This window comes from Paludibacter sp., assembly GCF_009712605.1.
Taxonomy (GTDB): Bacteria; Bacteroidota; Bacteroidia; order Bacteroidales; family Paludibacteraceae; genus Microbacter.
Genome location: NZ_WASO01000014.1, coordinates 90,339 through 115,378, shown reverse-complemented (window position 1 = coordinate 115,378; position 25,040 = coordinate 90,339). Strand labels below are relative to the sequence as shown.

The window sequence follows — 25,040 nt, the reverse complement described above, 5'->3', positions numbered from 1 at the left end:
GTGTCCCTGAACGCATAGGAATCCATCATAATTAAAAACACAAGTTCCGGTCTTATCTTTTATTATACACAAAAAAAATACCGGAACAATGTCCCGGTATTTTTGTAAATAATAAAACTATTATATTTGAACAACCAGATATTTAGATGCACTCCAGAATTTAGAAGGATTGGTAATCTCAATAGTGATTTTCTTATCGGCTCCTGTTACTAATTTATAGCTGTCGGCAGGATGCAGTGATAAAATTTTCACACTTTTGCTATTTGTCGGGATTGAAGAAAGACTTCTTAAATCAGCTTGTGTAAAGTTCTTTTGATCGAAATCACTTGCTGAAAGTTTTTTCGATTTGAAAAGACCACCGCCGGTTACAATCTTGTTATCTTTCAATTGTTTTGAAGTAGCTACAACATACCAAACTGTATGAAGATCAACATCCTGAGTCTTGATAGTTGTTTTTTGCTGTTCGATTGTGCTGCTTTGTTCTGCAATATTTTTCCCTTGTTCTGTTACTGTAGTTGTCAACTCAGTAATTTTGATATTTTTCTGTTCCAGTTCAGCTTGTAATGATTGAAGCTGAGCAGTTTTGGTATCCACTTCTGTTTGAAGACGTTTGATCGTTTCCTGCAATTGTGCGGTAGCTTTGCTGTTTTTGCCTACCAAACGTTGAAGTTCTGCAATTTTTGCTTTGTTCTTCTCCATCGTTTCCTTAATTGCTTTCATCTGAGCTGCGATCTGAGCTCTTTTGTTTGTTGAACCCTCAACACCTTTGAGGTTAAGCTTCATATTACTTTCGGTCTGATTGATTTCAGAAAAACCGGTTTCAATATCATTCAAAAGCGTAAGTGTCTGATTGTAACTGGAATCCATAATTTGTTTCTGGAGAGCCAGTGAATCACGTTGTGCAATTGCAGCTTTGTATTTCGAAGAATTTTCGACACAAGATACTGCTACAAAAGCAAGCACTGTAATAATTACATAAAATCTGATTGTTCTCATTGTTGTAAATTTAATGGTTTATAATATATTAAAAACGTTACAAATATACTGACAAACATTTCAAAATGTTCTTGTTATTCAATATTCCCAACCTCTCTTCTGTCCGTGCCCACGGCCATTATCGTGTCTGAAATTCTGTCTGTCATCGTTATCTCTCCAGTTATGTTCCTCCCGCATTTGTCTGGCATTGAATTCCTCATGCCGATTTTCATGTCTCTCGGGTCGTTGTGCCATCCAGTTATCTCTGTATTCTCCTCTACCTCTGTAATAAGAATAAGGAGAATCTCCGTAATAATTTCTCATCACAATTTTCCGCCCATCATAAAGATTATAGTTTCGGTATATTTCCGGAAGATGACGTTGGCGAACCCAGCATCCATTATACGAGAATACAAACATAGCGGTTCTAAGATCGTAGTAAGCATCGACGTCAGGGAGATAGTAATACCGCACATCCTCCTGTATGCGTGGTCCCCATGAAGGAACGCTTCCCAGATTTATATTGATTGAAACCTGTGCCTGCATTGCGCCTGCAAACAATAACATCACTCCAATGATTATTAATTTTAGTGATTTCATGATTTCTACTTTTTATATGGTTATGTACCTGGTTGTTTATATCACATAACATCCAACAATCATGCCAAAATCATTACAGACTAATAAACAAACACTTACAAATATACCGCATTGTAGAAAAGTGTGGAATTGCGGGGAATAGGGTGAGGAAAATCAAGTATTTCACCAACTTATGCATGCAATATGCAACTAAATCCTGAAACAGGAATCTCTTCTGTAATCGCCTGTATCAAAAATGTGTAAAGAAGTCGTCTTATACACATTGAAAGACGGTAACATCTTGCTATCTTTGAAGTCGCTAATATTTTCCCATCTGCCGAAGATTTCTTCTGGTAACAGACGTGTTTTTATTTTCCTTTTAATCGTTCACCATATCCACACAACAGCTTATTGAAATCCGTGATCGGACACGAATGAATCAAAGATTGCATTGTTTCATACCGATAAAATAAATATGAGACTACCCTGAGCCTGTTGCTTCCTGTCTAATACTTGTATGCTTCAACAATGTGACAGCATTCGGTTTAGATGTGAAAATGTTTCGATAGTTATACTCCCTGTATCAAAAGTAGCAGCAGAGAAACTATTTTGAAACCATATGTATCAAAATTCCGGAACTACAAATAACTAAATATATAATTTTGCAATTGTCGGTTGCATGCAGATAATGCAAAGCCGACCCTTTTTAATCTTCAATATGAAAAATGAATTCAACATTGCCGGTAAAGTGATCGTAATCACCGGCGGGACTGGCGTACTTGGCAGTTCTATCAGTAAACATCTGGCAGCCCAGGGGGCAAAAGTTGCTATTTTGGGACGTGATGCTGTAAAAGGCAAAGCCCTTGAGAACGAAATCAAAGCAGAAGGCCACGAGGCCTTATTTTTAGTGTCTGATGTTCTCAACATTGATATTCTGCAACAAAATCATGACGAAATCAAGTCAAAATTCGGACCTGTAGACGTTCTTATCAATGCTGCCGGTGGAAACCGTGCCGGAGCCAACATTCTTCCTGAACAATCATTTTTCGACCTTGACTTAGAGCACTTACGTCAGGTAATCGATCTGAATCTTTATGGAACCATCTACCCTACCCGCGTTTTCACAAAAGAAATGGTAGACCGCAAAGAAGGCAATATTATCAACTTCACATCGGCAACCGTTGCTCGCCCTATGACACGTGTTATAGGTTATTCTGCTGCTAAAAGTGCTATTCAGAACTTTACAAAATGGCTGGCCGTGGAATATTCTCAGAAATATGGTGATAAAATCAGAGTCAACTCTATTTGCCCGGGTTTCTTCCTGACAGAACAAAACCGAACCTTACTGACCAACGAAGACGGTTCTTTGACTCCCCGCGGACATAAAATCATCAATTCCACTCCTTTCGGTCGCATGGGCGTTGCCGATGAACTGAATGGAACCATTCAATGGTTGTGTAGCGATGCTTCACGTTTCGTTAACGGACAAAACATCATCGTTGACGGGGGCTTCGATGCCTATTCGGGAGTGTAATAGATAGCGAGACAATGAGTTTGTGAGTTAGTGTGTAAAAAACGACAAAGTCATTGTCTGTTTGTTATTTTCAAATTTTTCAAATTGAACAAAATGATTTACGGTTTTGAACAGTCCATGCGTTGGTATGGGCCCAAAGATACAGTAACCCTGCAGGATATCCGCCAAAGCGGCTGCACAGCGGTTGTTTCTTCTCTACACCACATTCCCACAGGTGAAGTGTGGAGCGTAGAAGAAATTCAGAAATACAAAAAAGTAATTGAAGATGCCGGATTGGCTTGGCACGTAGTGGAAAGTGTGAATGTACACGAAGACATTAAACGTCGCACAGGTAACTATCTTCAATACATTGAGAACTATAAAACTACGTTACGCAACCTCGCACAATGCGGTGTTGACGTAGTAACATACAACTTTATGCCGGTGCTCGACTGGGTACGTACTGACCTGTCGTACACTCTTCCTGACGGTTCAAAAGCTATGTATTTTGATCGTTACGCATTCCTGGCTTTCGATGTGTTTGTATTGCAACGGCAGGGAGCACGCGAAGAACTGTCGGATGAAGAATTCGAACAGGTCAAGAAACGCTACGAATCGATGACCGAAGAGGATATGAACCGCATTCTCAGCGTGATTCTCTCTGGCATTCCCGGCGAAGGCAAAGCTTTCACGGTAGAATACGTATTGGAACAATTAGCAAAATATAAAGATTTTGATGCCGATAAAATGCGTGAACACCTGATTCTGTTCCTCAAAGAAGTGATTCCGGTAGCAGAAGAAGTTGGTGTCAAAATGGCCATTCACCCTGACGATCCTCCCTTCCCCATTCTCGGTCTGCCGCGTATTGCCAGCCGCGAAGAGGATTATGCAGCACTTGCCGAAGCAGTTCCTTCTACTGCAAACGGTATCTGTTTCTGCACCGGATCGCTGAGTGTACGCCGTGAGAATGATCTTGTAAAAATGAGCCAGCGTTTTGCCGACAGAATCCACTTCGTGCACCTGCGTAGTACCGAATGGATTGACGACAACCGCTTTTTCGAAGCCAACCATCTTGAAGGAAGCGTGAATATGTTTGGTGTGATGAGTTCGTTTATCGAAACCATGCAAAAACGCCAGATTTCCCTTCCCCTTCGTCCCGACCACGGGCACCAGATGCTTGACGACCTGGCTAAACCACAAGTTTTCTACGGATACTCTCTCCTTGGCCGTATGAAAGGTTTAGCAGAATTAAGAGGATTAGAGATGGGCATTGCCAAGTCTCTCTATCCCTCAAAATAAAACAATTACATCGTTCACAAACTCAAGGTTACCTTCTCCGTTTTGGAGAAGGTATGCCTTTGGCATGCCAAATTTTATACCATGAAGAAATTAGTACTTATACCCTTAATTGCAGTATTTCAAGTTTTTACTTTTTCGGCAACAGCTTCCGAAAGCTATGTAAAACACTCTGTCGAAAATAATTTCTGTATCGCCAAACCTGGCACTACAGCTACATTGATCGTCGACCTGCAAGACTTCAAGGGTGTAACACGTGCGATTTCCGATCTTCAATCAGACATTCAGAAAGTAACCGGAACTCAACCGGAGCTTGTCAACTCCCTGCCCAAAAATCGTTCTTATGCAATCATAGTAGGAACAATCGGAAAAAGTAAGTTTATCTCACAGCTTATCCGGTCAAAAAAAATTAATGTAAACGCCATTAAGAATCAATGGGAAGCATTTTCCATGCAAATCGTCAGCAAACCGTTTCCGGGTGTCGATCAGGCTCTGGTCATTGCCGGAAGCGATAAGCGGGGCTCAATTTATGGCGTTTACGATCTCTCACAACAAATAGGCGTATCTCCCTGGTACTGGTTTGCCGATGTAACTCCCCAAAAACAGAGTACCCTTGCTATTTCCCGTAATTTCCACAAAGAAGACCACCCTGCGGTAAAATATCGCGGCATCTTTATCAACGATGAAGCCCCGGCGCTAAGCACCTGGATAAAAAAGACCTACGGCACTGTCAAACCAAGCAAATATCCTTTTATTCCGAATGGTATTCCGAACTGCAATCATCAATTTTACACGAAGGTATTTGAGCTGCTTTTGCGTCTGAAAGCCAACTATCTGTGGCCGGCAATGTGGTCAAACGACTTTAATGAAGACGATCCTGAAAATCCTCGTCTTGCCGACGAATACGGCATCGTGATGGGAACATCGCATCAGGAACCCATGCTTCGTTCACAACAGGAATGGGACAGACGCTATTTTAAAACACTGGGACATTGGGATTATACTAAATATCCGGATACACTTGTAAACTTCTGGAGGGAAGGCATCCGTCGCAACAAAAACTACGAAAGCGTTATCACAATGGGACTCCGGGGTGCAAACGATACCGACATGGGTGGCGATTTGAAGAGCAATATTGCTATGGTAGAAGGCATTGTTGCAAAGCAACAGAAAATTCTGCGCGAAGAAATGAACCCTGATATCACGAAAACACCTCAAATGTGGTGTCTTTACAAAGAGATACAGGAGTATTATGAAAACGGATTAAAAGTACCCGACAATATCACGTTGCTCTGGAGCGACGACAACTGGGGCAACATCCGCCGTTTGCCATCGGCCGATGAAAGAAAACGTAGCGGAGGTGCCGGAATTTATTATCATGCTGATTATGTGGGAGGCCCCCGCAGCTACAAATGGATCAATACCATCCCGGTAACTAAAATATGGGATCAGATGAGTAAAGCTTACGCGTATGGTGCCGACCGCATCTGGATAATGAATGTTGGAGACATTAAACCGCTTGAAGTTCCGATAGATTTCTTCATGTCACTGGCATGGAATCCGCAAGCCTGGAACAAAGACAATATTGCAGCTTATACTCAAGAATGGTCAGGTCTCCAATTTGGAGATCAAAATGCACCAGCGATTGCCGATCTGATAGACAAATACACGAAATACAATGGTTGGATAAAACCCGAACTGCTTTCGGCAAACACTTTTAGTTTGAGCAATTACAGGGAAGCCGAAACGGTTGTTTCCAAATGGAAAGCAATTTCCGACAAGGCCGATTCGATCTATTCTGTGCTCGAGCCGTCTAAAAAAGATGCATTTTTCGAACTCGTGCTATACCCTGTAAAAGCCTCATACACCCTGAACGATATGTATTTCAATCTTTCTAAAAACCATACGTATGCAGCGCAGGGGCGACTATCGGCCAATGATTATGCTCTTAAAACAAAAGAGTTGTTCGTTCAGGATTCGTTGCTGACCGTTGCCTATCACACTCAGGTAGCTGGAGGCAAATGGGATGGAATGATGAATCAACCCCATATTGGCTATCGGGGTTGGTCGGATCCGAAGCAAAATATAATGCCTCGGCTGAATTACACCAAACCATCGGAAACTGAAGCTATCGGTATTGCTGTAGAAGGCTCTCTTTCGGCTTCCGAAGTACAAAAGCCGGACACCTTGCCTCAGTTCAGCAACTATTCGAGAGAAAAACACTATCTCGAGATTTTCTCAAAACAAGCAGGTCTCCATTCGTTTACGATACAACCTGAGCAATCGTGGATTATTCCGTCGGTAACAAGCGGTAAAGTCGATGGAGAACAACGCATTGAAATAGACATTGACTGGAACAATGCCCCGAAAGGAGAATCTCAGTTTGGAAAAATTTCTATCAATGCAGAAAATCAGACCTATAATGTTGTTGTTCCTCTTTTTAATCCTGCCTCTCCAAATAGAAAGTCGTTGAAAGGATTTGTGGAATCGAACGGTTATGTGGCAATAGAGGCCGAACATTATACCAACAATCGTGCGGTAAACGGCATACAATGGCAGTTGATTCCCGGTTACGGACGTACCCTCTCATCCATGATGCCAATGCCTGTTACATCTCCAAGTTTTACTAATCTGAAAAATGCACCTACTCTCGAATATGACTGCTATATCTTTACGACCAGTAAGATTGAAATCAATACATTAATTGCGCCAACACTTAACTGTCTTCCCGATGCGGATATGCGATTTGCTATAGCTGTTGACGATGAACAACCGCAGGTAGTTCAGATTCCGAAAATCAATATTGTCGGATCAAAAGACGATCCGGAGTGGTCGAATTCTGTGATTAACAGTATTCGCGTTTGTAAAACATCGCATTCTATTTCACAAGCAGGTTATCATAAAATCAAGATCATCATGATGGATCCCATTGTAACGCTGCAACGAATCATCATAAATACCGGAGGCTTGAAACCAAGTTTCTTTTTTCCTTCGGAAAGTTACAGATAAACAATCAATTAACATAGAACAATACCGCCATGCAAAACAATCCACTGAAAAACACATTTTTAATTATCGCTTTCTTTATTATCCCGGTTATCTTTTCCGGTTGTTCAAAAGAAATCAGCACTAGTCCAACGGAGCCGATACTGGAAGGTGAAATGCCGGTAACAATTAATACGAGTACACAATTTCAAACTATAAGAGGTTTTGGAGGTGCTGCCATTCATAACTGGATTGCAGATCTCACCAGCACACAAATGACCAAAGCCTTTTCTACAACTGACGGCATTGGTTTAAGTGTTATGCGTGTGCGCATTCCCAGCAGTAGCGATCAATTTAGCGGAGAAGTCCCCCAAATCAATGCCGCCAAACAGTTCGGTGTTTCTGTGATAGCCACGGCATGGTCAGCACCCGCATCTATGAAAACCAGTAATAATGTAGTTGGTGGTAAATTAAAACCCGATTCATATTCCGCTTATGCTGCCTATTTACGAAGTTACAATACTGCTGTAGGAGGTGTCACCTCTATAAGTCCATGGAATGAACCCAATTATGTTGTATCTTACGAAGGAATGAACAACAATGCGGCCGAAATCGGCAACTTTCTTTCAATGTACGCCGATTCTTGTGGTACAAAAGTGGTTGCTCCCGAGACGTTCAATATGAGTAAGTCGATAAACGACTCTGTACTAGCAATTGCAGGAGCAAAACTGACTACTATTTGCGGCCATATTTATGGAACAACTCCATACAAATATTCTGTTGGGAAAGAAATCTGGATGACAGAGCATTATACCAACTCTACCGATTCAGGAAATGTCTGGAGTGGAGCAATTAATGTAGCTAAAGAGATTCACAACTGTATGACATCCGGTTACAGCATGTATGTATGGTGGTATATCCGAAGGTTTTACGGACTCATAGATGAAAACAGCAACATTACCAAACGAGGTTATGCTATGGCACACTTTGCAAAGTGGATACGTCCCGGTTATTATCGGGTCTCCTGTACCGAAACTCCCCAGGATGGCATATACTGCACTGCATTTTCAAACGGATCCAAACTAATAATTGTTGCTATTAATCAGAATGATTACGCAATAAATTACACCTTCAATTATTCCGGATTAAGCGCAACAGGATTCACCGGTTATAGCACAACGAAAGCAGCCAACCTGGTTTCTAAAAATACGACAACATCAGGCAATGCGGTGGTATTTCCTCTCCCGGCATCAAGCATAACGACATTGGTTTCCAATTAAGTTTGCACAAACAAGCTTCAGGTTAAACTTCAAAACGGATTTCTGTATGAAACAATTTAAGATTATCCCATTGTTATATATTCTTGTCATATCAAACAGTTCCCTAATTTTATCTGCAAGCGAAACAACGAAGACAGCCTTCCGCCAACGAATTTCAATCAACAACGGATGGCATTTCTTTAAATACGGGTCTGGGGCGAAAGTTGATAACCTGATATACGACATCCGGCCGGAAGTAACCGACAATAATGACAGTAAAGCTGCCGATTCAAAGCCGACAGAGGCCATTAAGCTGGAGTCAGCCAACAATGTTCTGAAATTGTGGATTTTACCCACAGGAAATTCATTCATAAAAGATCCCCGAAAGCGTTACTCCCGCCCTGCCGGCAATCCCGGAGGAGATTTTCCTTTTGTGCAAAGCAACTTTGATGACAATGCCTGGGAAACCGTGAACCTCCCTCACGACTGGGCAATTAAAGGCCCGTTTCAAACAGTATCAAATCCTGAAGTTGGTGGTGGAATGGGACGGCTGCCGGTAAACGGAGTAGCTTGGTACCGGAAAAAGATAGATATTCCTGCTGATGATGCTGGTAAATCTATCTTTTTGGATATAGACGGAGCTATGTCGTATGTCATCGTTTGGTGTAATGGTAAACTAGTAGGCGGATGGCCTTATGGTTACAATTCCTGGCGAGTTGACCTGACTCCTTATACTTTGCCGGGGAAAACAAACCAGTTAGCCATCCGGGTTGATAATCCGAATTACTCGGCACGCTGGTATCCCGGAGCTGGTCTATATCGTAACGTTTGGCTTGTAAAAACCAACCCTGTACATGTAAATCAATACGGCACTTATATCACCACAAAGAACGTAACTCCGACCTCCGCTACTATCAATCTTGAAACATCAGTAGAAAACAAATTGAAAAAATCAGCTAATATTGAAGCTGTTACAAAAATATATTCAATAGATAGCAATGGGTACAAATCAGCTGATGTTGTTGCAAATTTTGCTCCTAAACAAGTAACCATAGCGGCAGGAGAATCAAGTAAATTTGAAAGTTCTGTTACCATCAATAACCCGAAATTATGGGGACCTCCTCCTACACAAAAGCCCAATTTATATGTTGCAGTCACCACTTTATTATCGAATAAAAAAGTCATTGATACCTATGAAACACGCTTTGGAATACGAAACATTGAGTATAACCCCGACAAAGGACTTCTGGTAAATGGCGAACATATATCCATCAAAGGTGTTAATCAGCATCACGATTTAGGAGCATTGGGTTCGGCATTCAACACACGTGCTGCCGAAAGGCAACTCGAGATACTGAGAGAGATGGGTTGCAATGCTATTCGCTTTTCACACAATCCTCCGGCACCTGAACTACTTGAATTAACTGACAAAATGGGATTTCTTGTTATAGACGAAATCTTCGATTCGTGGGAACGAAAGAAAACGCCACACGATTTTCACCTGATCTTTCCTGATTGGGCAGAACAGGATGCCCGGGCATTCGTTCGCCGAGACAGAAATTGTCCTTCAATTATTATGTGGAGCTTTGGCAATGAAGTCGGAGAACAATACACCGGAGAAGATGGAGCAAAAATTGCTGCACGTTTGGGCGGTTATATAAAAGAAGAAGACCCTACGCGTCCCACTACCGGAGCTATGAATTATGCAAAACCCGACATGCCGCTACCTGCTGTGTTGGATGTCATAGGATTGAATTATCAGGGAGAAGGAATCCGGCAGGATCCTGTATTTGAAGGCACCGACCGCATCCGGACAGCTCCGCAATATGATTCTTATCACCAAAAGTTCCCAAATAAAATGATTTTTAGTACAGAAACCGCTTCGGCCGCTAGTAGCCGCGGGGTGTACCTCTTTCCTGTAAGTCCTAAAACAAGTGCTCCGATACGGGATTGTGAAGGCGGCGATTCAAAGCTTTGTCAGGTAAGCTCCTACGAACTGCATGCGGTGGATTTTGGTTCTTCTGCTGATAAAGTCTTCAGTGCTCTCGATCATCACCCTTTCGTTGCCGGTGAATTTGTCTGGAACGGGTTCGACTATATCGGTGAACCAACCCCTTATTACGAAGCGCGCAGCTCTTATACCGGCATAATTGACTTAGCCGGATTCAAAAAAGATCGTTTTTATCTTTATCAGGCACATTGGCGCCCCGAATTACCTATGGTTCATATTCTTCCACACTGGAACTGGCCTGACAGGATAAGACAAATTACTCCTGTACACATATTTACTTCCGGAGATGAAGCTGAACTATTTCTCAACGGCAAATCTCTCGGCAGAAAAACAAAAGGGCAATATGGATATCGCCTGCGTTGGGATAGTGTGAGATACGAACCCGGCGAACTGAAAGTGATTGCCTACAAGAATGGAAACAAATGGGCAGAAGAAATCGTACGCACTACTGATACACCATCACAGCTTGCCATTGAAACTGACAGAAATGAAATTCAGGCAGATGGGAAAGGCCTTGCCTTTATAACCGTAAAAATCAAAGACCAGCATGGGCTTACGGTGCCGGTTGCGAACAACCAGATTGAATTTAGCATTGATGGTCCGGGAGAAATTATTGCAACTGACAATGGCGATCCTACCAATATGACTCCGTTTCCATCCCGAACAAGAGATGCATTCAATGGTCTTTGTCTGGTAATAGTCCGATCTAAATCCGGAGTAAAAGGAAAGATTACCATCACAGCAAAATCTACAGGGCTAACCGAGGCTCATCTTACTATCACTTGTAAGTAAAAAAGCGGATTTTGTTGGTTATACAATCACTCAGCACAATCAATTCTATCACACAAAACGTCCGGAGGCGTCACATCTAAGATATATTTCGTACGCAATCCGGACGCTTTTCATTTGTAAACATTTGCAAACAAATGTATTCTAGCCCACCATTTCCAAATGTTAAAATACAAAATTGAGCTAAGTCAATGATAAATTGATTGTTACGAATATGTGATGTTTCTTAATTGATATGATATATTCTATTAAAACGTATCAAAAACAACAGTAAATGAATCATATTTAAAACTGATGTAACAAAATTGCCAGAAGATGTTGCTATAATTTCAACGTTTTTTTAATTCAAGACTAGTTTTGCATAGTCAAAATTGTGTGTTCTTAGCTTTAGTTTAGATAAACGAGGTTTACATACAAACAATCCAATCAATTCTTTAATTCTTTTAATCATGAAACAAACTTCTAGTTGTCTCAGAGCACCCGGGATTTTATTCCTGCTGCTTTTGTTTTCAATCTCAGTGTTTGGGCAGACGATAACGGTCAAAGGGACTGTTAAGGATGCATCAAGTGCTACTCTTCCGGGGGTCAATGTCAGAATTCACGGTTCATCCACAGGAACCATTACTGATGTTGACGGCAAGTTCTCTATCCAGGTTCCTTCTAATGCTAAATTGGAATTTTCTTTCGTTGGATACACATCTCAGTTAATTAGTGTAAGCGGAAAAACGGTCATAAACGTTACATTGGCCGAAGATACGAAAGCTTTGAGTGAAGTCGTTGTAGTCGGTTACGGTACTCAACGCAAAGAAGCCGTTACAGGATCTGTAGCTTCCGTAAATGGGAATGCACTCAAAGAAATTCCGGCAGCTAACGTGACGAATGCATTGCAAGGTCGTGTTGCCGGTGTAGATTTGGAGCAAACAGATACGCATCCGGGAGCTACATTACAGATTCGTATTCGTGGTACACGTTCATTGACTGCTACCAATGACCCACTTATCGTACTCGACGGAATTCCTTTCTCTGGTACTCTTAGCGACATCAGTCCTAATGATATCAAAAGCATTGATATTTTGAAAGATGCATCGGCTACAGCTATCTATGGATCACGTGGTGCTAACGGTGTTATTTTGATAACAACTAATAAAGGTGTTAAAGGTAGCAATGCACAAATTAGCTATAATGGTTACGTTGGTGTAGGAAAAGCTATTTATTATCCTATGATGAATGGATCGGAATTTGTTGCCCTACGTAAAGCTTCCGGCAGATATACAACAAACGGAACAGACGAATCTAATGATGTAAATACCAATTGGCAATCATTATTTTACACTACCGCTATGACACAAAGCCACGATGTGAATGTCACTGGTGGTAACGAAAAAGGAAGCTACAAATTTGGTGCTAATTACTTTACAAGCCAAGCTGCTATACCGGGTCAAAACTACACCCGTTATGCAATTCGCGGTTCATTAGATCAGGGTATTGGAAAATACATACATGTAGGCTTTACCACAAACACTAATTTCAACATCACTAATGGCGCAAGCTTAGGAATGTATGGGGTATTAAGCATGTCGCCAATTGCCAATCCATATAATACTGATGGCTCTCTGAAAAGAATTGTCAATATGGTAATGGACAATCAGTATGTATATACAAAAAGTGGTATAAACAATTTGGGAGATACATGGAAAGATCAAAAAAAGGGATTTGGCTCTTACAACTCTTTCTATGGCGAAATAAATATTCCTGGTGTAGAAGGTCTGAAATATCGCACCAATATTGGAGCTAACTTCAATTTTACTAATGCAGGTACATATACAGGTGTTGGTGTTATGAGCTCAACGTCGAACACAGTATCATCTGCAAGTCTCAGTAACTCTTATGACACAGATTGGGCGATTGAAAACATGTTTACTTATGATCGTGCATGGAAGAAACATAGAGTAAATGCAGTAGCAATGTTCTCTGCCGAACAGAATTTTTACAATAGCACCTATGTTTCCGCTCAAAATATACCTGCAGACAACTTGCAGTTTTATAACTTGGGACAAAGCGCCGCTTCGGACATAACAATGAACCCTAGTTATCAAGGATATACTGTATGGGGGTTAGAATCATGGATGGGTCGTGTAATGTATTCTTACGACGATCGTTATATGATAAGTGTTACAGGTCGTTCCGACGGTTCTTCAAGATTAGCTTCCGGACATCAGTGGCATACATATCCTGCTGTGTCTATGGGATGGAATATCCATAAAGAATCGTTTATGAAAAATATTACCTGGCTTGATGAACTGAAAGTTCGTGCTGGTTATGGTGAAACGTCAAATCAAGCTGTAAATGCATATTCTACACTGGGATCGTTAGCTACCTCACCTTACAATTTTGGAACTTCTTATCTAACAGGTTACTATGTAAATACACTACCAAATCCAAAATTAGGATGGGAATTTTCTAAAACAGAGAATTTTGGTGCAGACTTTGCTGTCTTAAAGAATCGCTTAACCGGTACTTTTGAATATTATATCACAGATACCAAAAATCTGTTATTGGGAGTTAACTTACCCTCCACTACGGGAGTTGGTAGTTATACTGCAAATGTAGGTTCCACTCAAAACAAGGGTTTTGAACTTTCACTCAATGGTGTCATTTTAGAAAATTACCATGGTTGGACATGGGAATTAGGCGTGAATATGTATCACAATGTTAATAAGATTACATCTCTTGCTTCTGGTCAAACAGAAGATAAAGGCAATGGATGGTTTGTAGGACATTCTATTAATAGTATTTACGATTACAAAAAGGTAGGCCTCTGGAACACCTCAGATAAAGATTATAAATATTTACAAACATTGGAACCTGGTGGAGTTGCTGGTATGATCAAGGTTCAATACACCGGCACTTACAATGCGGATGGCTCACCAACAAGAGCAATTGGAGCTGCAGACATGCAAGTTCAAAATCTTGATCCAAATCTTCAAGGTGGTTTCCACACTCGCGTAGCTTACAAAGGTTTTGACTTGAGCCTAGTTGGTAGTTTCCAATGCGGAGGAACCCTTATCAGTACACTTTATGGATCGGCCGGTTATCTTAATATGCTGACAGGACGTAGAGGAAATATTAAGGTAGATTACTGGACTCCAACAAATACAAATGCATCATTCCCAAATCCTGCCGGACCGTTAAGTGGCGATAATCCCAAATACGGACAATTGCTGGGCTACTTTAGTGCATCTTATGCTAAAGTACGTACAATCACACTTGGATATGATTTTACACAAAAATGGCTGAAGTATGCCGGAATTGAAAAACTACGTGTTTATGGAACTGTACAAAACCCATTCGTTCTCTTCTCTCCTTACCACAAAGAATCAGGTATGGATCCGGAAACCAACTCGTATGGCGATTCAAATTCAGCGGTATCATCTTACAACCATCGTATATTGACTGTAGGTTTCAACACCCCTACAACTCACACATACTTATTGGGTATCAATGTAACCTTTTAAATAATAAACAATGAAAAGTAAATATATAAAAACTTTAATAGGAACCGCCCTATTTTCGATGTTTCTGGTGGGATGTTCCTCCGATCTTTTAACAGAAGATCCACGCAGCATTTTTACACCTTCATATTTCCAAACACAAGCAGGTGTTACGGGAGGTATAACATCACTATACGCTAACCTTCGCAATTTGTACGGACAAGCTTATTATTATAATGCTTGTGAGACCGGAACTGATGAAGCAACCTGGGGCGCTAGTGCAGATGGAAACTTCACTGCTATGGACTATTCTGGTGCAGCAACATTTAATGCTCAAACTTATCCAATCGCTATATTGTGGGGAACTGTATTTTCTAATATCAATACTGCTAATGGCATTATTGAAAATGCAGCATTAGTTAATGCCAGCAAACATGGATCGTCAGACACGATCCCAAGTTCACTGGTATCTGAGGCCAATTTTTTCCGTGCATTCGACTATTTTCTGCTAGTACAAAGATATGGCGGAGTACCTTTGGATTTGGGTGCTGGAGCTCTTAAGTTCAATATCAATCCTGTTAGATATTCAGTACGCAACACAGTGCCAGAGGTTTATACTAAATGTATATTTCCTGATTTGATAAAAGCTGTAAACCAATTACCGGCAAAACAACGTCTGACGGGAACTGTAACCAAACAAGTTGCTCAATTGTTATTGGCCAAAGCTTATCTGACTTACGGCTGGTGGCTTCAAAATCCTAAAAACATTCCCACATACCCAGTATGTGACAGAACTGACCCCAATGGGCAAACAGCTGCATGGTATTTCCAGCAAGCTTACAATATTGCTTCTGCTGCCATTGCTAATCCAGGATCTTATGGCTTACAGGCAACATACTACGATGTAAATGCAGGGGCAAATGATAGAAACAACGAAATGATGCTCTATGCAGACCACACACAAGCAAGTGCACAATATAACGTAAGTAGCCTTACTTATGGTAGTGGTGGCGCTCCTGACAACTTTGCAAGCTGGATGTTGACTTGGAATTATCCAAATATCAGAAGTTCGGCTGATGGCAAATCATATAGTATAAGTTCAGTTCAACGTGCATCTACTCAAGACTTAGGACGTCCATGGGTACGTATGGCTCCTCCTATTGGTGTGTTTACGAATACCTTTGCTGACAAGACGAACGACTCTCGTTACGATGGAACATTTACAACTGTTTACCATGGCAATTGGCCTTTAGGTGGTGTTACTAATTCATCTTTAATTAATGCAAATGGCATGACTGTTTTACCGGGAGCCCCAATACTTTCATTCCTGAACACGGATGATCCAAGTATTGTTTATCCTGCTTCAAAAACTGCCGGTATAAGTAATGTCGGTGCTGGTGTAATGCCTGGTAGAGCAGATTATGTAATAGGACCGAGCGCAATAAGTAGAATTGTTTATCCTGGCATTTGGAAGTTAGGCCCATATCGTACTGACAATGGTACTACACTAGGAAATCCAAATGCAGGAAGCACTCGTCCTTTCCCGATCATGAAATTCTCCGAACTGTTTTTCATAGCTGCAGAAGCTGCGGTGAAAGGTGCAACAACATCAGCCATTACAGGGCCTTATGCAAATGATGGAACCGCAAGAGGACTGATCAATGTAATTCGTGCTCGTGCCGGAAAATGGAAATTTAGCAATGCTCAAAATGCTACATTAGTTGCAGATAACAGTGCTGCTATGGTAGCCGCAACGCCAGCAACAATAGATATCAATTACATTTTGGCAGAACGTTCTCGTGAGTATTATGGAGAAGGTTATCGTATCTTCGATTTAAGACGTACGCAAACTTGGGTTGACATTGCTGGTAGTTATCAAATATGTGGAACCGCAATCGGTGATCATACGATTCAATCAGTAACACGTACAATTTTGCCCGCAAATTATTTGGATCCAATTCCTCAAGGACAAATAGATGGTATGGATATGACAGCTACTGAAAAAGCAGCTTATCAGAATCCAAGTTATTAATTGAACGATTGTTTTTTATAGACACGAAGACTCTTTCCTTTATGGAGAGAGTCTTCTTTTCTAACCATCACAAACCTAACCTCTCTACGTGAAATTCAAACGCTCTTTTTACCTGATCTTAATCTCATGTTAGTAAGCATAACCATCAAACGCCCTGATAAAATTCCAAACTAATAAAAGACGGCTTGGTGCTTAAAAAATTCCCGTGTGAACGTACGGGCTGGATACACCTCCAAACAATGACTCTTGTGCCATTGGTAAACACGCAAACAAAACCATTACCAATTCAAACTGCAAATGGTCAGCCTTTTCTGACCCGTTAAAAGCCGGAGATCCCTACTCTATATCTGTAACGGGGAAACTCCATCACAATTAAAAATATTATGTTCGGCGACGCCCGATTTTATTACGGACAATCGAACAAGGAACTCCCCGTTCATTGGGTGAGGCCTATCTACAAATCTGAAATTGAAAGTTCAATCAACAACTATATATGCTGTTTTACAGCCCTTCTAAAATATAATTTAAAACAAAAGCGCTGTGATTCTTGAAGACGGAAGATGGCAAACAGCAAACCCTAAATCCATATAAAATGTCTCTGCGGTTACTTACATTTTTACCAGAGACTTAAAGCTAAGATATCATGTATCGATAGACATTTGGGCAAATCAAAATATTTTTCTCACTCAAAAACATCAAACCTATGCGTTACTTAGTCGATCATCTATATACTGCCGATCCTTCGGCTCACGTGTTTAACGGCAAAATTTATATCTATCCCTCCCACGACATTGAATCGGGTATCCCGGAAAATGACAATGGCGATCATTTCGACATGCGTGATTATCACGTATTCTCAATGGACTCTATCGATGGAGAAGTGACCGACCATGGAGTTGTTTTGGATGTAAAAGACATCCCCTGGTCGGGGCGTCAGCTTTGGGCTCCGGATGCCGCCTGCAAAAACGGAAAGTACTATCTCTATTTTCCTTTGAAAGACAAAAACGACATTTTTCGTATTGGCGTAGCAGTAAGCGATAAACCCGAAGGCCCTTTCGTTCCGCAAAGCGATCCTATCAAAGGAAGTTTCTCTATAGATCCGGCTGTATTGCAAGATAATGACAATGATTATTACATCTATTTTGGCGGATTATGGGGAGGGCAACTACAACGCTACCACAACAACAAAGCCATTGAAAATCCTGCTTTACCGGCTGATGATGAACCTGCTTTATTTGCCCGTGTTGCCAAACTGAGCGACAACATGCTTGAATTCGCTGAAGAGCCCCGTGATGTCGTAATTCTTGATGAAAACGGAGAGCCCCTGAAAGCCGGAGATAACAGTCGCCGCTATTTTGAAGGGCCCTGGATGCACAAGTACAACGGCAAATATTATTTCTCCTACTCTACCGGCGATACTCATTTGTTGTGTTACGCCATAGGAGATAATCCTTACGGACCGTTTACTTACAAAGGGGTTATACTCACTCCTGTTGTGGGATGGACAACTCACCACTCTATCGTTGAATTTCAGGGGAAATGGTACCTGTTCCACCACGATAGCGTACCGTCCGGAGGCAAGACATGGTTACGAAGCATCAAGGTGACAGAACTGGAATACAATGCCGACGGAACTATAAAAACAATCGACGGGAAATAATTATAATCCTCAAAAACGCCAATAGTATTTGCATTTACAGATTCTAACTGGAAACATGAAATTTTGAAACAGAAACTCTCTACATGACCCGATATATATCAATAATATTTCTTTTTACCGTTTCCATCTTACTTTCACAAGCTGAAGACGGTAGCAAACTTTGGCTTCGTTTTGGACAGACCAAAGCGTCACCAATACACTTTACCGGCATTAATGCAGACAAAAATCTCTTTGCTGTCAAAGAACTTCAGAAAGCATGGAAAGAAATGTACAGAAAACAGCTTTCCTTTAACAACTCAGGAAACCAAACACTGGTGATCGGAGCCACCGGAAGCAAAGAACTGCAATCTTTCGGATTGAACAAAAATCTGGAACAGCTGGGCGAAGAAGGATATTTAATAAAATCTTTCGATACCCACGGTAAGCATCAGACCGTTATCGCCGCTAAAGGAAAGGCCGGTTTACTATACGGAGTGTATCATTTGCTGCGACTTATCCAAACCAATGATTTACCTGAAAACCTGAATATAGTTGAAAAACCATCTTATGCAGTGCGTATTCTAAACCACTGGGATAATCTGGATGGGAGTATAGAACGGGGATATGCCGGTCATTCTATCTGGAAATGGGAAGAAATGCCAACAAAAATCTCGCCGAGATATACTGAATATGCCCGTGCAAATGCTTCAATTGGTATAAATGGCAGCGTACTGAACAATGTGAATGCCTCTCCGAATATCCTTCGCAAAAATTATCTTGAAAAAGTAAAGATTCTTGCCGGTATCTTCCGACCTTTCCATATCAAAGTATATCTATCCATTAATTTTTCAGCCCCTTCTGTTATTGGTGGTTTGCCCACAGCCGATCCACTTAATCCTGCTGTTATCAAATGGTGGGGTGACAAGGTAAATGAGATTTACCAGCTGATTCCTGATTTCGGGGGATTTCTGGTAAAAGCCAATTCTGAAGGACTTCCCGGCCCTCAGGATTTTGGGCGCACACATGCAGACGGTGCCAATATGCTGGCAGACGCATTGAAACCTCACGGAGGAATTATAATGTGGAGAGCTTTTGTCTACAGTCCTGATAATGATGACCGTGCCAAACAAGCTTATAATGAATTTGTGCCTCTCGATGGAAAGTTCCGAGATAACGTGATTGTGCAGGTTAAAAACGGGCCTATCGACTTTCAGCCCCGCGAGCCATTCAGCCCACTTTTCGGAGGTTTGAAACTGACAAAAATAATGCCTGAATTCCAGATTACACAAGAGTATCTGGGACAGTCGAACCACATGGTATATCTGGCTCCTCTCTGGAAAGAATGTCTTGATAGCGACACCTATTGTCAGGGAAAAGGATCAACTGTTGCACGCATTACGGATGGCACGCTCTATAAAAGAGAGCTATCGGCAATTGCCGGCGTTGCCAATATTGGAGAAGATACCAACTGGTGTGGTCACCACTTTGCTCAGGCAAACTGGTATGCTTTCGGACGGCTGGCATGGAATCACAACCTCACATCGGAACAGATTGCCGGAGAGTGGTTAAAAATGACCTTCAACAAAGATACTGGTTTCGTCAGATCTGCAAGCAATATGATGATTGCATCGCGCGAAGCTGTGGTAAATTACATGATGCCATTGGGGCTGCACCACCTTTTTGCATGGGAACATCACTACGGGCCCGAACCCTGGTGCGACTTTCCGAATGCCCGTCCCGATTGGTTGCCGAAATATTATCATCAGGCAAACGAAGACGGAATAGGGTTCGACCGTTCGTCTCACGGAACCAATAACGTAGAACAGTACTGCTCTCCCCTTCGTGAAATGTTCGACAAAACAGAAACCTGCCCCGAAAAATATCTTCTTTGGTTCCATCATGTACCCTGGAACTACAAAATGAAAGACGGGAAAACACTCTGGGATGAGCTGTGTTATCTGTATGACGCAGGAGTGAAGGATGTAAGAAGATCAGAAGCCACCTGGAACAATTTGCAAGCTTACGTTGACAAAGAACGTTTTGAGGCTGTCAAAGCCAAACTGGCCATTCAGGAGCAAGATGCCATTTGGTGGAAAGATGCCTGCTTGTTATACTTTCAGGGATTCTCACAACAACCAATACCTCCATACATCGAAGCTCCGGTTCACAAGCTCGATGACCTGAAAAAGATCAAGCTAAATATGGCCAGCCATAATTAAAAAACAAAATATTCACCTCACAAAATTGTGTCAGGTGAATATTTTGTTTTTAATCAGCATATATACACCAAAATCTGTGTAATTTTACACAGATTTTGTCAACCATCTACTTATGAAAAGCAGCACCCTCATTTTTCCACTGATCATGATCAGTGCATTGTTCTTTTTGCCATTTTCTCAAACACAAGCGCAAATATCCCGTTTATATACTTCTTCAAATTCGGGTCTGCCTAACAGCCAGATAAACCAAATCTATCAGGACAAAAAGGGATTTGTGTGGATTGCAACAGAAGACGGCTTGAGTTACTTCGATGGGATGAAGTTCTCCACTTTTCTTCACAATTCCGATGACCCCAAGTCCATCAAAAGTAATTACGTTCAAACTCTTTTTGAAGACGATTGCAACAATTTTTGGATAGGGACTGTAAGCGGATTGCAATTATACGACAGAAATTTCAATAGCTTCCAAAACTTCCCGCTCTACGAGGCAAAAACAAATGTTTTGCTAAAGCCCCATATTACGGCTATTCTAAACAGCGATAAAGACAACGTTGTTGTTTGTACGGCAGGACACAGCTTTTATCGTATCAATAAGCATACCCTCAAAGTAACTCAAATAGAGAACACTATAAAAAACCAACCAAGTTCATTTATTCGATCTGCCTTTCAGGATTCTCATAACAACATGTGGATCGGAACAGAAACCGAAGGCTGCATTTTGTACCGTACTCAAAAAGGCAGATGCGTTCCCGTCAAACAATGGTTGAAAGGGAAATATATTACCTCCATTACAGAAGATAAATCTACTGGTAAAATACTCCTTGGCTGCTACAACAGAGGCATGTTTGTATACGATGAGGTCACCGGAAATGTCAGAGAAGCCACTACTCCGGATGCCCGTAATTGTGCGGTAAGATCAATGCTATACGATTCTAAAGGACGCATTTGGGTGGGAACCAACGATCGGGGGTTAATGCTTTTTGATGCTAAAAACGAGCGTTTTGAAGCTGTTCCCCGCGAAAACAACGACCGCTCCAACAGCACCTGGCATGTGAGTGCCATAATGGAAGACAACCAAGGAAATATATGGGCCGGTTTATACCAGAAAGGAATCTATTTTATTCCCAACTTTGTCAATAAATTTGAATATTACGGGTTCAGTTCGCAAACACAATCGGAAAACAGCAACTGTGTTCATTCCATATTGATAGATAAAGATGGAGGCATGTGGGTCGGAACCGATGGAAGCGGTTTGTTTTATAAAGCAAAAGGACAAAGCAATACTATTAATTTCACAAAATCCAACTCGTCACTTCCTGACAATTCAATTACATCATTATATCAGGATAAAAAAGGAACCATTTGGATTGGCACCAGTCTCAACGGATTATGCATATGCACCGGAGGCCGGAGTATCCAACGTTATCCGAAGCAAAATCAGATTGGAAGTAATAAAATCATGTGTCTTTATGGAGATGCTTCAGGGAATATGTGGGTAGGCACATACGACGGAGGATTAAACCGAATAGATGGCACAACCGGAGCTATTTCTCTCTATAAAAACACAATAGGAAACAGTACTCAAACGGAACTGAGCAACAACTGGATCAACACCATGACATCGGACCGGAATGGCAATCTCATTGTTGGAACGCTAAAAGGTTTGAACGTGATTGATAAATCCGGAAAGCTACACTATTATAACAATATAAAGGGCCTTCCTGAAAACATTAAAATATACTCGCTTTGCGAAGATTCCAACGGTTTATTATGGATTGGATCCAATAGCAACCTGCTTTCTTTTGACCGAAAATCGGGCCGTGTACAGACCTATACCATGGCCAACGGACTTCCTAATAACTTCATCAATGCCATTGTTGAAGATAGCAATAAAAATCTCTGGATAACCACCAATCACGGTCTTGCAAAGTTTTCGCTGCAAAATAAAACATTCATTAATTTCTTCTCTTACGACGGTTTACAGAGTGACGAATTCAGACGGAGAGCTTTCTTCAAAGCTGCCGACGGAAAACTTTATTTCGGTGGTATCAACGGAGTCACCGCCTTTTACCCCAAAAACATTTGCCACTCCCGCAAAGTTCCGAATGTATACATCACCAATTTTTATGTATTCAACAAATCGGTAAACGTAGGCCAGGAGTCGAGCAAAATGGTGAAGTTAGATAAAGCGGTGTCGTACGCAAAAGAGATTAAATTACGACAAAGCGACAACGTTTTTTCAATCGAATTTGTAGCCTTGGAATTTACCCATCCTCAAAGTATTACTTATAGATACAAAATGGAAGGGTTCGACAAGGAATGGAAAGAAACAGGTGCCGACAATCGTCTGGTTACATATACTAACCTACCCCACGGAACGTATACATTTAAAGTTCAGGCTTGTAGTTCCGATTTACAGGGCTCTTACAATGAAACCGAGCTAACGATTGTCATCCTACCTCCCTGGTGGCAGTCCGTGTGGGCATACATGCTGTATTTTATCATCTTGGGTGCCGTAATTTATCGAATGTACGAAAGGTTACAACGAAAAATGCGTGACAAGCAAATGCAGGTGGAACGCGAACATTCTGAACATATCAAAGAAGCCAAACTTCAGTTTTTCACCAATATTTCGCACGAAATCAGGACTCCCATCACCCTCATTATGAGTCCACTTGATAAATTGAGAATGGAAGAAAAAGATAATCAGAAGAAAGATCTCTATAATCTGATGTATCGTAACAGCGCTCGTATTTTACGGCTAATCAACCAGTTGATGGATATGCGTAAAATTGACAACAACCAGATGCAGATGCATTTCCAGGAGACAGACATTGTCTTCTTCCTGAAAGATCTTATGATGTCGTTTGACTATCTGGCAAAAAACAAACAGATAGATTTCAGTCTAGAAAGCGAATACGAACACCTGACAGCTTGGGTAGACCAGAGTAATTTTGACAAGATTATTTTCAATGTTTTATCGAATGCCTTCAAGTTCACACCCGAAGGAGGAAAGATCACCGTTCAGCTTATTACTGGTGAAGACAGGAACGCCACCAACGAATTACAGTATTATTTCGAAATCAAGATTCACGATTCCGGCCCCGGCATTAAACAGGAAGCTATTAACAAGATATACGACCGCTTTTATCAGGCAAACAGTCAGGCTGAGTACCTTGGTTCCGGCATCGGCCTTCATCTTACCAAACAGCTGGTAGATTTGCATCACGGTACAATTTCGGCTCAAAACGAAGAAGTTGGATGCTCGTTTATCATCCGGATACCTCTCACTTACGATCATCTCTCGGAGAAAGAACTCCAGACCAGCAGGCAGGGTGATTTATATTCGCAACCGGCTAAGATGTCGCGAAACGAAGAGAACTTTACCATCTTGGAAAAATCCGAAGACGCTGAAACACAGAAGAAGATTAAAAGCAAGCCAACAGTTGTCATTGTTGATGACGACAAGGACATTCTCTCCTATCTTCGCATTGAACTGTCGGATCAATACAACGTAGAAAGTTTTGACAGCAGTAAAGCGGCATGGAACGCTATTACCAGCATTTTGCCGGACGTGGTAATCAGCGACATTGTGATGCCTGAAATGGATGGTAACGAGCTGTGTCGCAAGATAAAAAGCAATACTAACACCAACCATATTCCCATTATCATGCTGTCGTCCAGAACCAAAGACGAGAACATTATAGAAGGATTGGACAGTGGTGCCGATACTTATCTTACCAAACCGTTTAATATCGATATTCTGAAACGGAACATAGTCCAATTGATAGGAGCTCGGCAAACTATTAAGAAGAAGTACAGCCAGCCCATTGACTATGACTATGAACACCTGAAAATAAATTCTGCAGACAAACGCCTGCTCGAAAAAACCATCGAGGTGATACGGAAGAATATCGAAGATTCTGATTTCAGTGTGGAAAAACTGAGCGAAGAGGTTGGTCTGAGCCGCGTACACCTGAACCGGAAATTAAAGGAACTGATAAACACTTCGCCCAGCGAAATGATACGTTCCATACGTTTGAAACAGGCCGCCTTCCTGTTGCTAAACAACGAGGTGAATATTTCGGAAGTGGCCTACAAAGTAGGATTCTCAAGTCACTCCTACTTCACCAACAGTTTCCATGACTTCTTCGGCATGAAACCTTCGGAGTTCATCGAACGTTATAAAAACGATCCCGATAATCCAATTCTGAAGGACATCATCGGATAACTATCCTGTTTACCGTAACAG

The 25,040-nt window shown here is 41.4% G+C and carries 12 protein-coding genes; 10 read left to right on the top strand and 2 right to left on the bottom strand.

Features of this window, described 5'->3' with window-relative positions:
- Nucleotides 1–120 precede the first annotated feature (120 nt).
- The gene (locus tag F8N35_RS10785) at nt 121–996 is read right to left on the bottom strand and encodes a hypothetical protein (RefSeq protein ID WP_293052613.1); all 876 of its coding nucleotides are present in this window, start codon (nt 994–996) and stop codon (nt 121–123) included.
- A 78-nt stretch (nt 997–1,074) separates the two neighbouring features.
- On the bottom strand, nt 1,075–1,575 hold the full coding sequence (locus tag F8N35_RS10780; protein WP_293052610.1) for a hypothetical protein: 501 nt from the start codon (nt 1,573–1,575) through the stop codon (nt 1,075–1,077).
- 697 nt (nt 1,576–2,272) lie between these two features.
- On the opposite strand from F8N35_RS10780, the gene F8N35_RS10775 reads away from it, so the two are divergent.
- The 10 genes from F8N35_RS10775 (at nt 2,273) to F8N35_RS10730 (ending at nt 25,019) form a co-directional block, all read left to right on the top strand.
- Nucleotides 2,273–3,088, top strand: a complete 816-nt coding sequence (locus tag F8N35_RS10775; protein ID WP_293052607.1) for an SDR family oxidoreductase — start codon at nt 2,273–2,275, stop codon at nt 3,086–3,088.
- A 96-nt stretch (nt 3,089–3,184) separates the two neighbouring features.
- On the top strand, nt 3,185–4,366 hold the full coding sequence (uxuA, locus tag F8N35_RS10770; RefSeq protein ID WP_293053652.1) for a mannonate dehydratase: 1,182 nt from the start codon (nt 3,185–3,187) through the stop codon (nt 4,364–4,366).
- An 81-nt stretch (nt 4,367–4,447) separates the two neighbouring features.
- On the top strand, nt 4,448–7,372 hold the full coding sequence (locus tag F8N35_RS10765; protein WP_293052604.1) for a glycosyl hydrolase 115 family protein: 2,925 nt from the start codon (nt 4,448–4,450) through the stop codon (nt 7,370–7,372).
- Nucleotides 7,373–7,401: 29 nt separating this feature from the next.
- Nucleotides 7,402–8,628 carry a hypothetical protein gene (locus F8N35_RS10760; protein WP_293052601.1) on the top strand — a complete coding sequence of 409 codons (1,227 nt, stop codon included), beginning with the start codon at nt 7,402–7,404 and terminating at the stop codon, nt 8,626–8,628.
- 46 nt (nt 8,629–8,674) lie between these two features.
- Nucleotides 8,675–11,410: a beta-galactosidase GalB gene (galB, locus tag F8N35_RS10755; RefSeq protein ID WP_293052598.1), complete on the top strand. Its 2,736-nt coding sequence runs from the start codon at nt 8,675–8,677 to the stop codon at nt 11,408–11,410.
- A 446-nt stretch (nt 11,411–11,856) separates the two neighbouring features.
- Entirely contained in the window at nt 11,857–14,922 is a 3,066-nt protein-coding gene (locus F8N35_RS10750; RefSeq protein ID WP_293052595.1) for a TonB-dependent receptor, read from the top strand.
- A 10-nt stretch (nt 14,923–14,932) separates the two neighbouring features.
- Nucleotides 14,933–16,930 (top strand): RagB/SusD family nutrient uptake outer membrane protein, encoded by a 1,998-nt coding sequence (locus tag F8N35_RS10745; RefSeq protein ID WP_293052592.1) that lies wholly within the window; start codon nt 14,933–14,935, stop codon nt 16,928–16,930.
- Between the two features lie 703 nt (nt 16,931–17,633).
- Nucleotides 17,634–18,590, top strand: coding sequence for a glycoside hydrolase family 43 protein (locus tag F8N35_RS10740; protein WP_293052589.1), 957 nt, complete (start codon nt 17,634–17,636; stop codon nt 18,588–18,590).
- Between the two features lie 83 nt (nt 18,591–18,673).
- A complete protein-coding gene (locus F8N35_RS10735; RefSeq protein ID WP_293052586.1) occupies nt 18,674–20,788 on the top strand; it encodes an alpha-glucuronidase family glycosyl hydrolase in 2,115 nt (704 codons plus the stop codon).
- Between the two features lie 112 nt (nt 20,789–20,900).
- The gene (locus F8N35_RS10730; RefSeq protein WP_293052583.1) at nt 20,901–25,019 is read left to right on the top strand and encodes a two-component regulator propeller domain-containing protein; all 4,119 of its coding nucleotides are present in this window, start codon (nt 20,901–20,903) and stop codon (nt 25,017–25,019) included.
- The last annotated feature ends 21 nt before the right edge of the window (nt 25,020–25,040 follow it).

Bases quoted from the DNA above. Each gene is read 5' to 3' on its own strand.
- F8N35_RS10785 (WP_293052613.1), bottom strand. From the start codon at position 996: ATGAGAACAATCAGATTTTATGTAATTATTACAGTGCTTGCTTTTGTA.
- F8N35_RS10780 (WP_293052610.1), bottom strand. From the start codon at position 1,575: ATGAAATCACTAAAATTAATAATCATTGGAGTGATGTTATTGTTTGCA.
- F8N35_RS10775 (WP_293052607.1), top strand. From the start codon at position 2,273: ATGAAAAATGAATTCAACATTGCCGGTAAAGTGATCGTAATCACCGGC.
- F8N35_RS10765 (WP_293052604.1), top strand. From the start codon at position 4,448: ATGAAGAAATTAGTACTTATACCCTTAATTGCAGTATTTCAAGTTTTT.
- F8N35_RS10760 (WP_293052601.1), top strand. From the start codon at position 7,402: ATGCAAAACAATCCACTGAAAAACACATTTTTAATTATCGCTTTCTTT.
- galB (WP_293052598.1), top strand. From the start codon at position 8,675: ATGAAACAATTTAAGATTATCCCATTGTTATATATTCTTGTCATATCA.
- F8N35_RS10750 (WP_293052595.1), top strand. From the start codon at position 11,857: ATGAAACAAACTTCTAGTTGTCTCAGAGCACCCGGGATTTTATTCCTG.
- F8N35_RS10745 (WP_293052592.1), top strand. From the start codon at position 14,933: ATGAAAAGTAAATATATAAAAACTTTAATAGGAACCGCCCTATTTTCG.
- F8N35_RS10740 (WP_293052589.1), top strand. From the start codon at position 17,634: ATGCGTTACTTAGTCGATCATCTATATACTGCCGATCCTTCGGCTCAC.
- F8N35_RS10735 (WP_293052586.1), top strand. From the start codon at position 18,674: ATGACCCGATATATATCAATAATATTTCTTTTTACCGTTTCCATCTTA.
- F8N35_RS10730 (WP_293052583.1), top strand. From the start codon at position 20,901: ATGAAAAGCAGCACCCTCATTTTTCCACTGATCATGATCAGTGCATTG.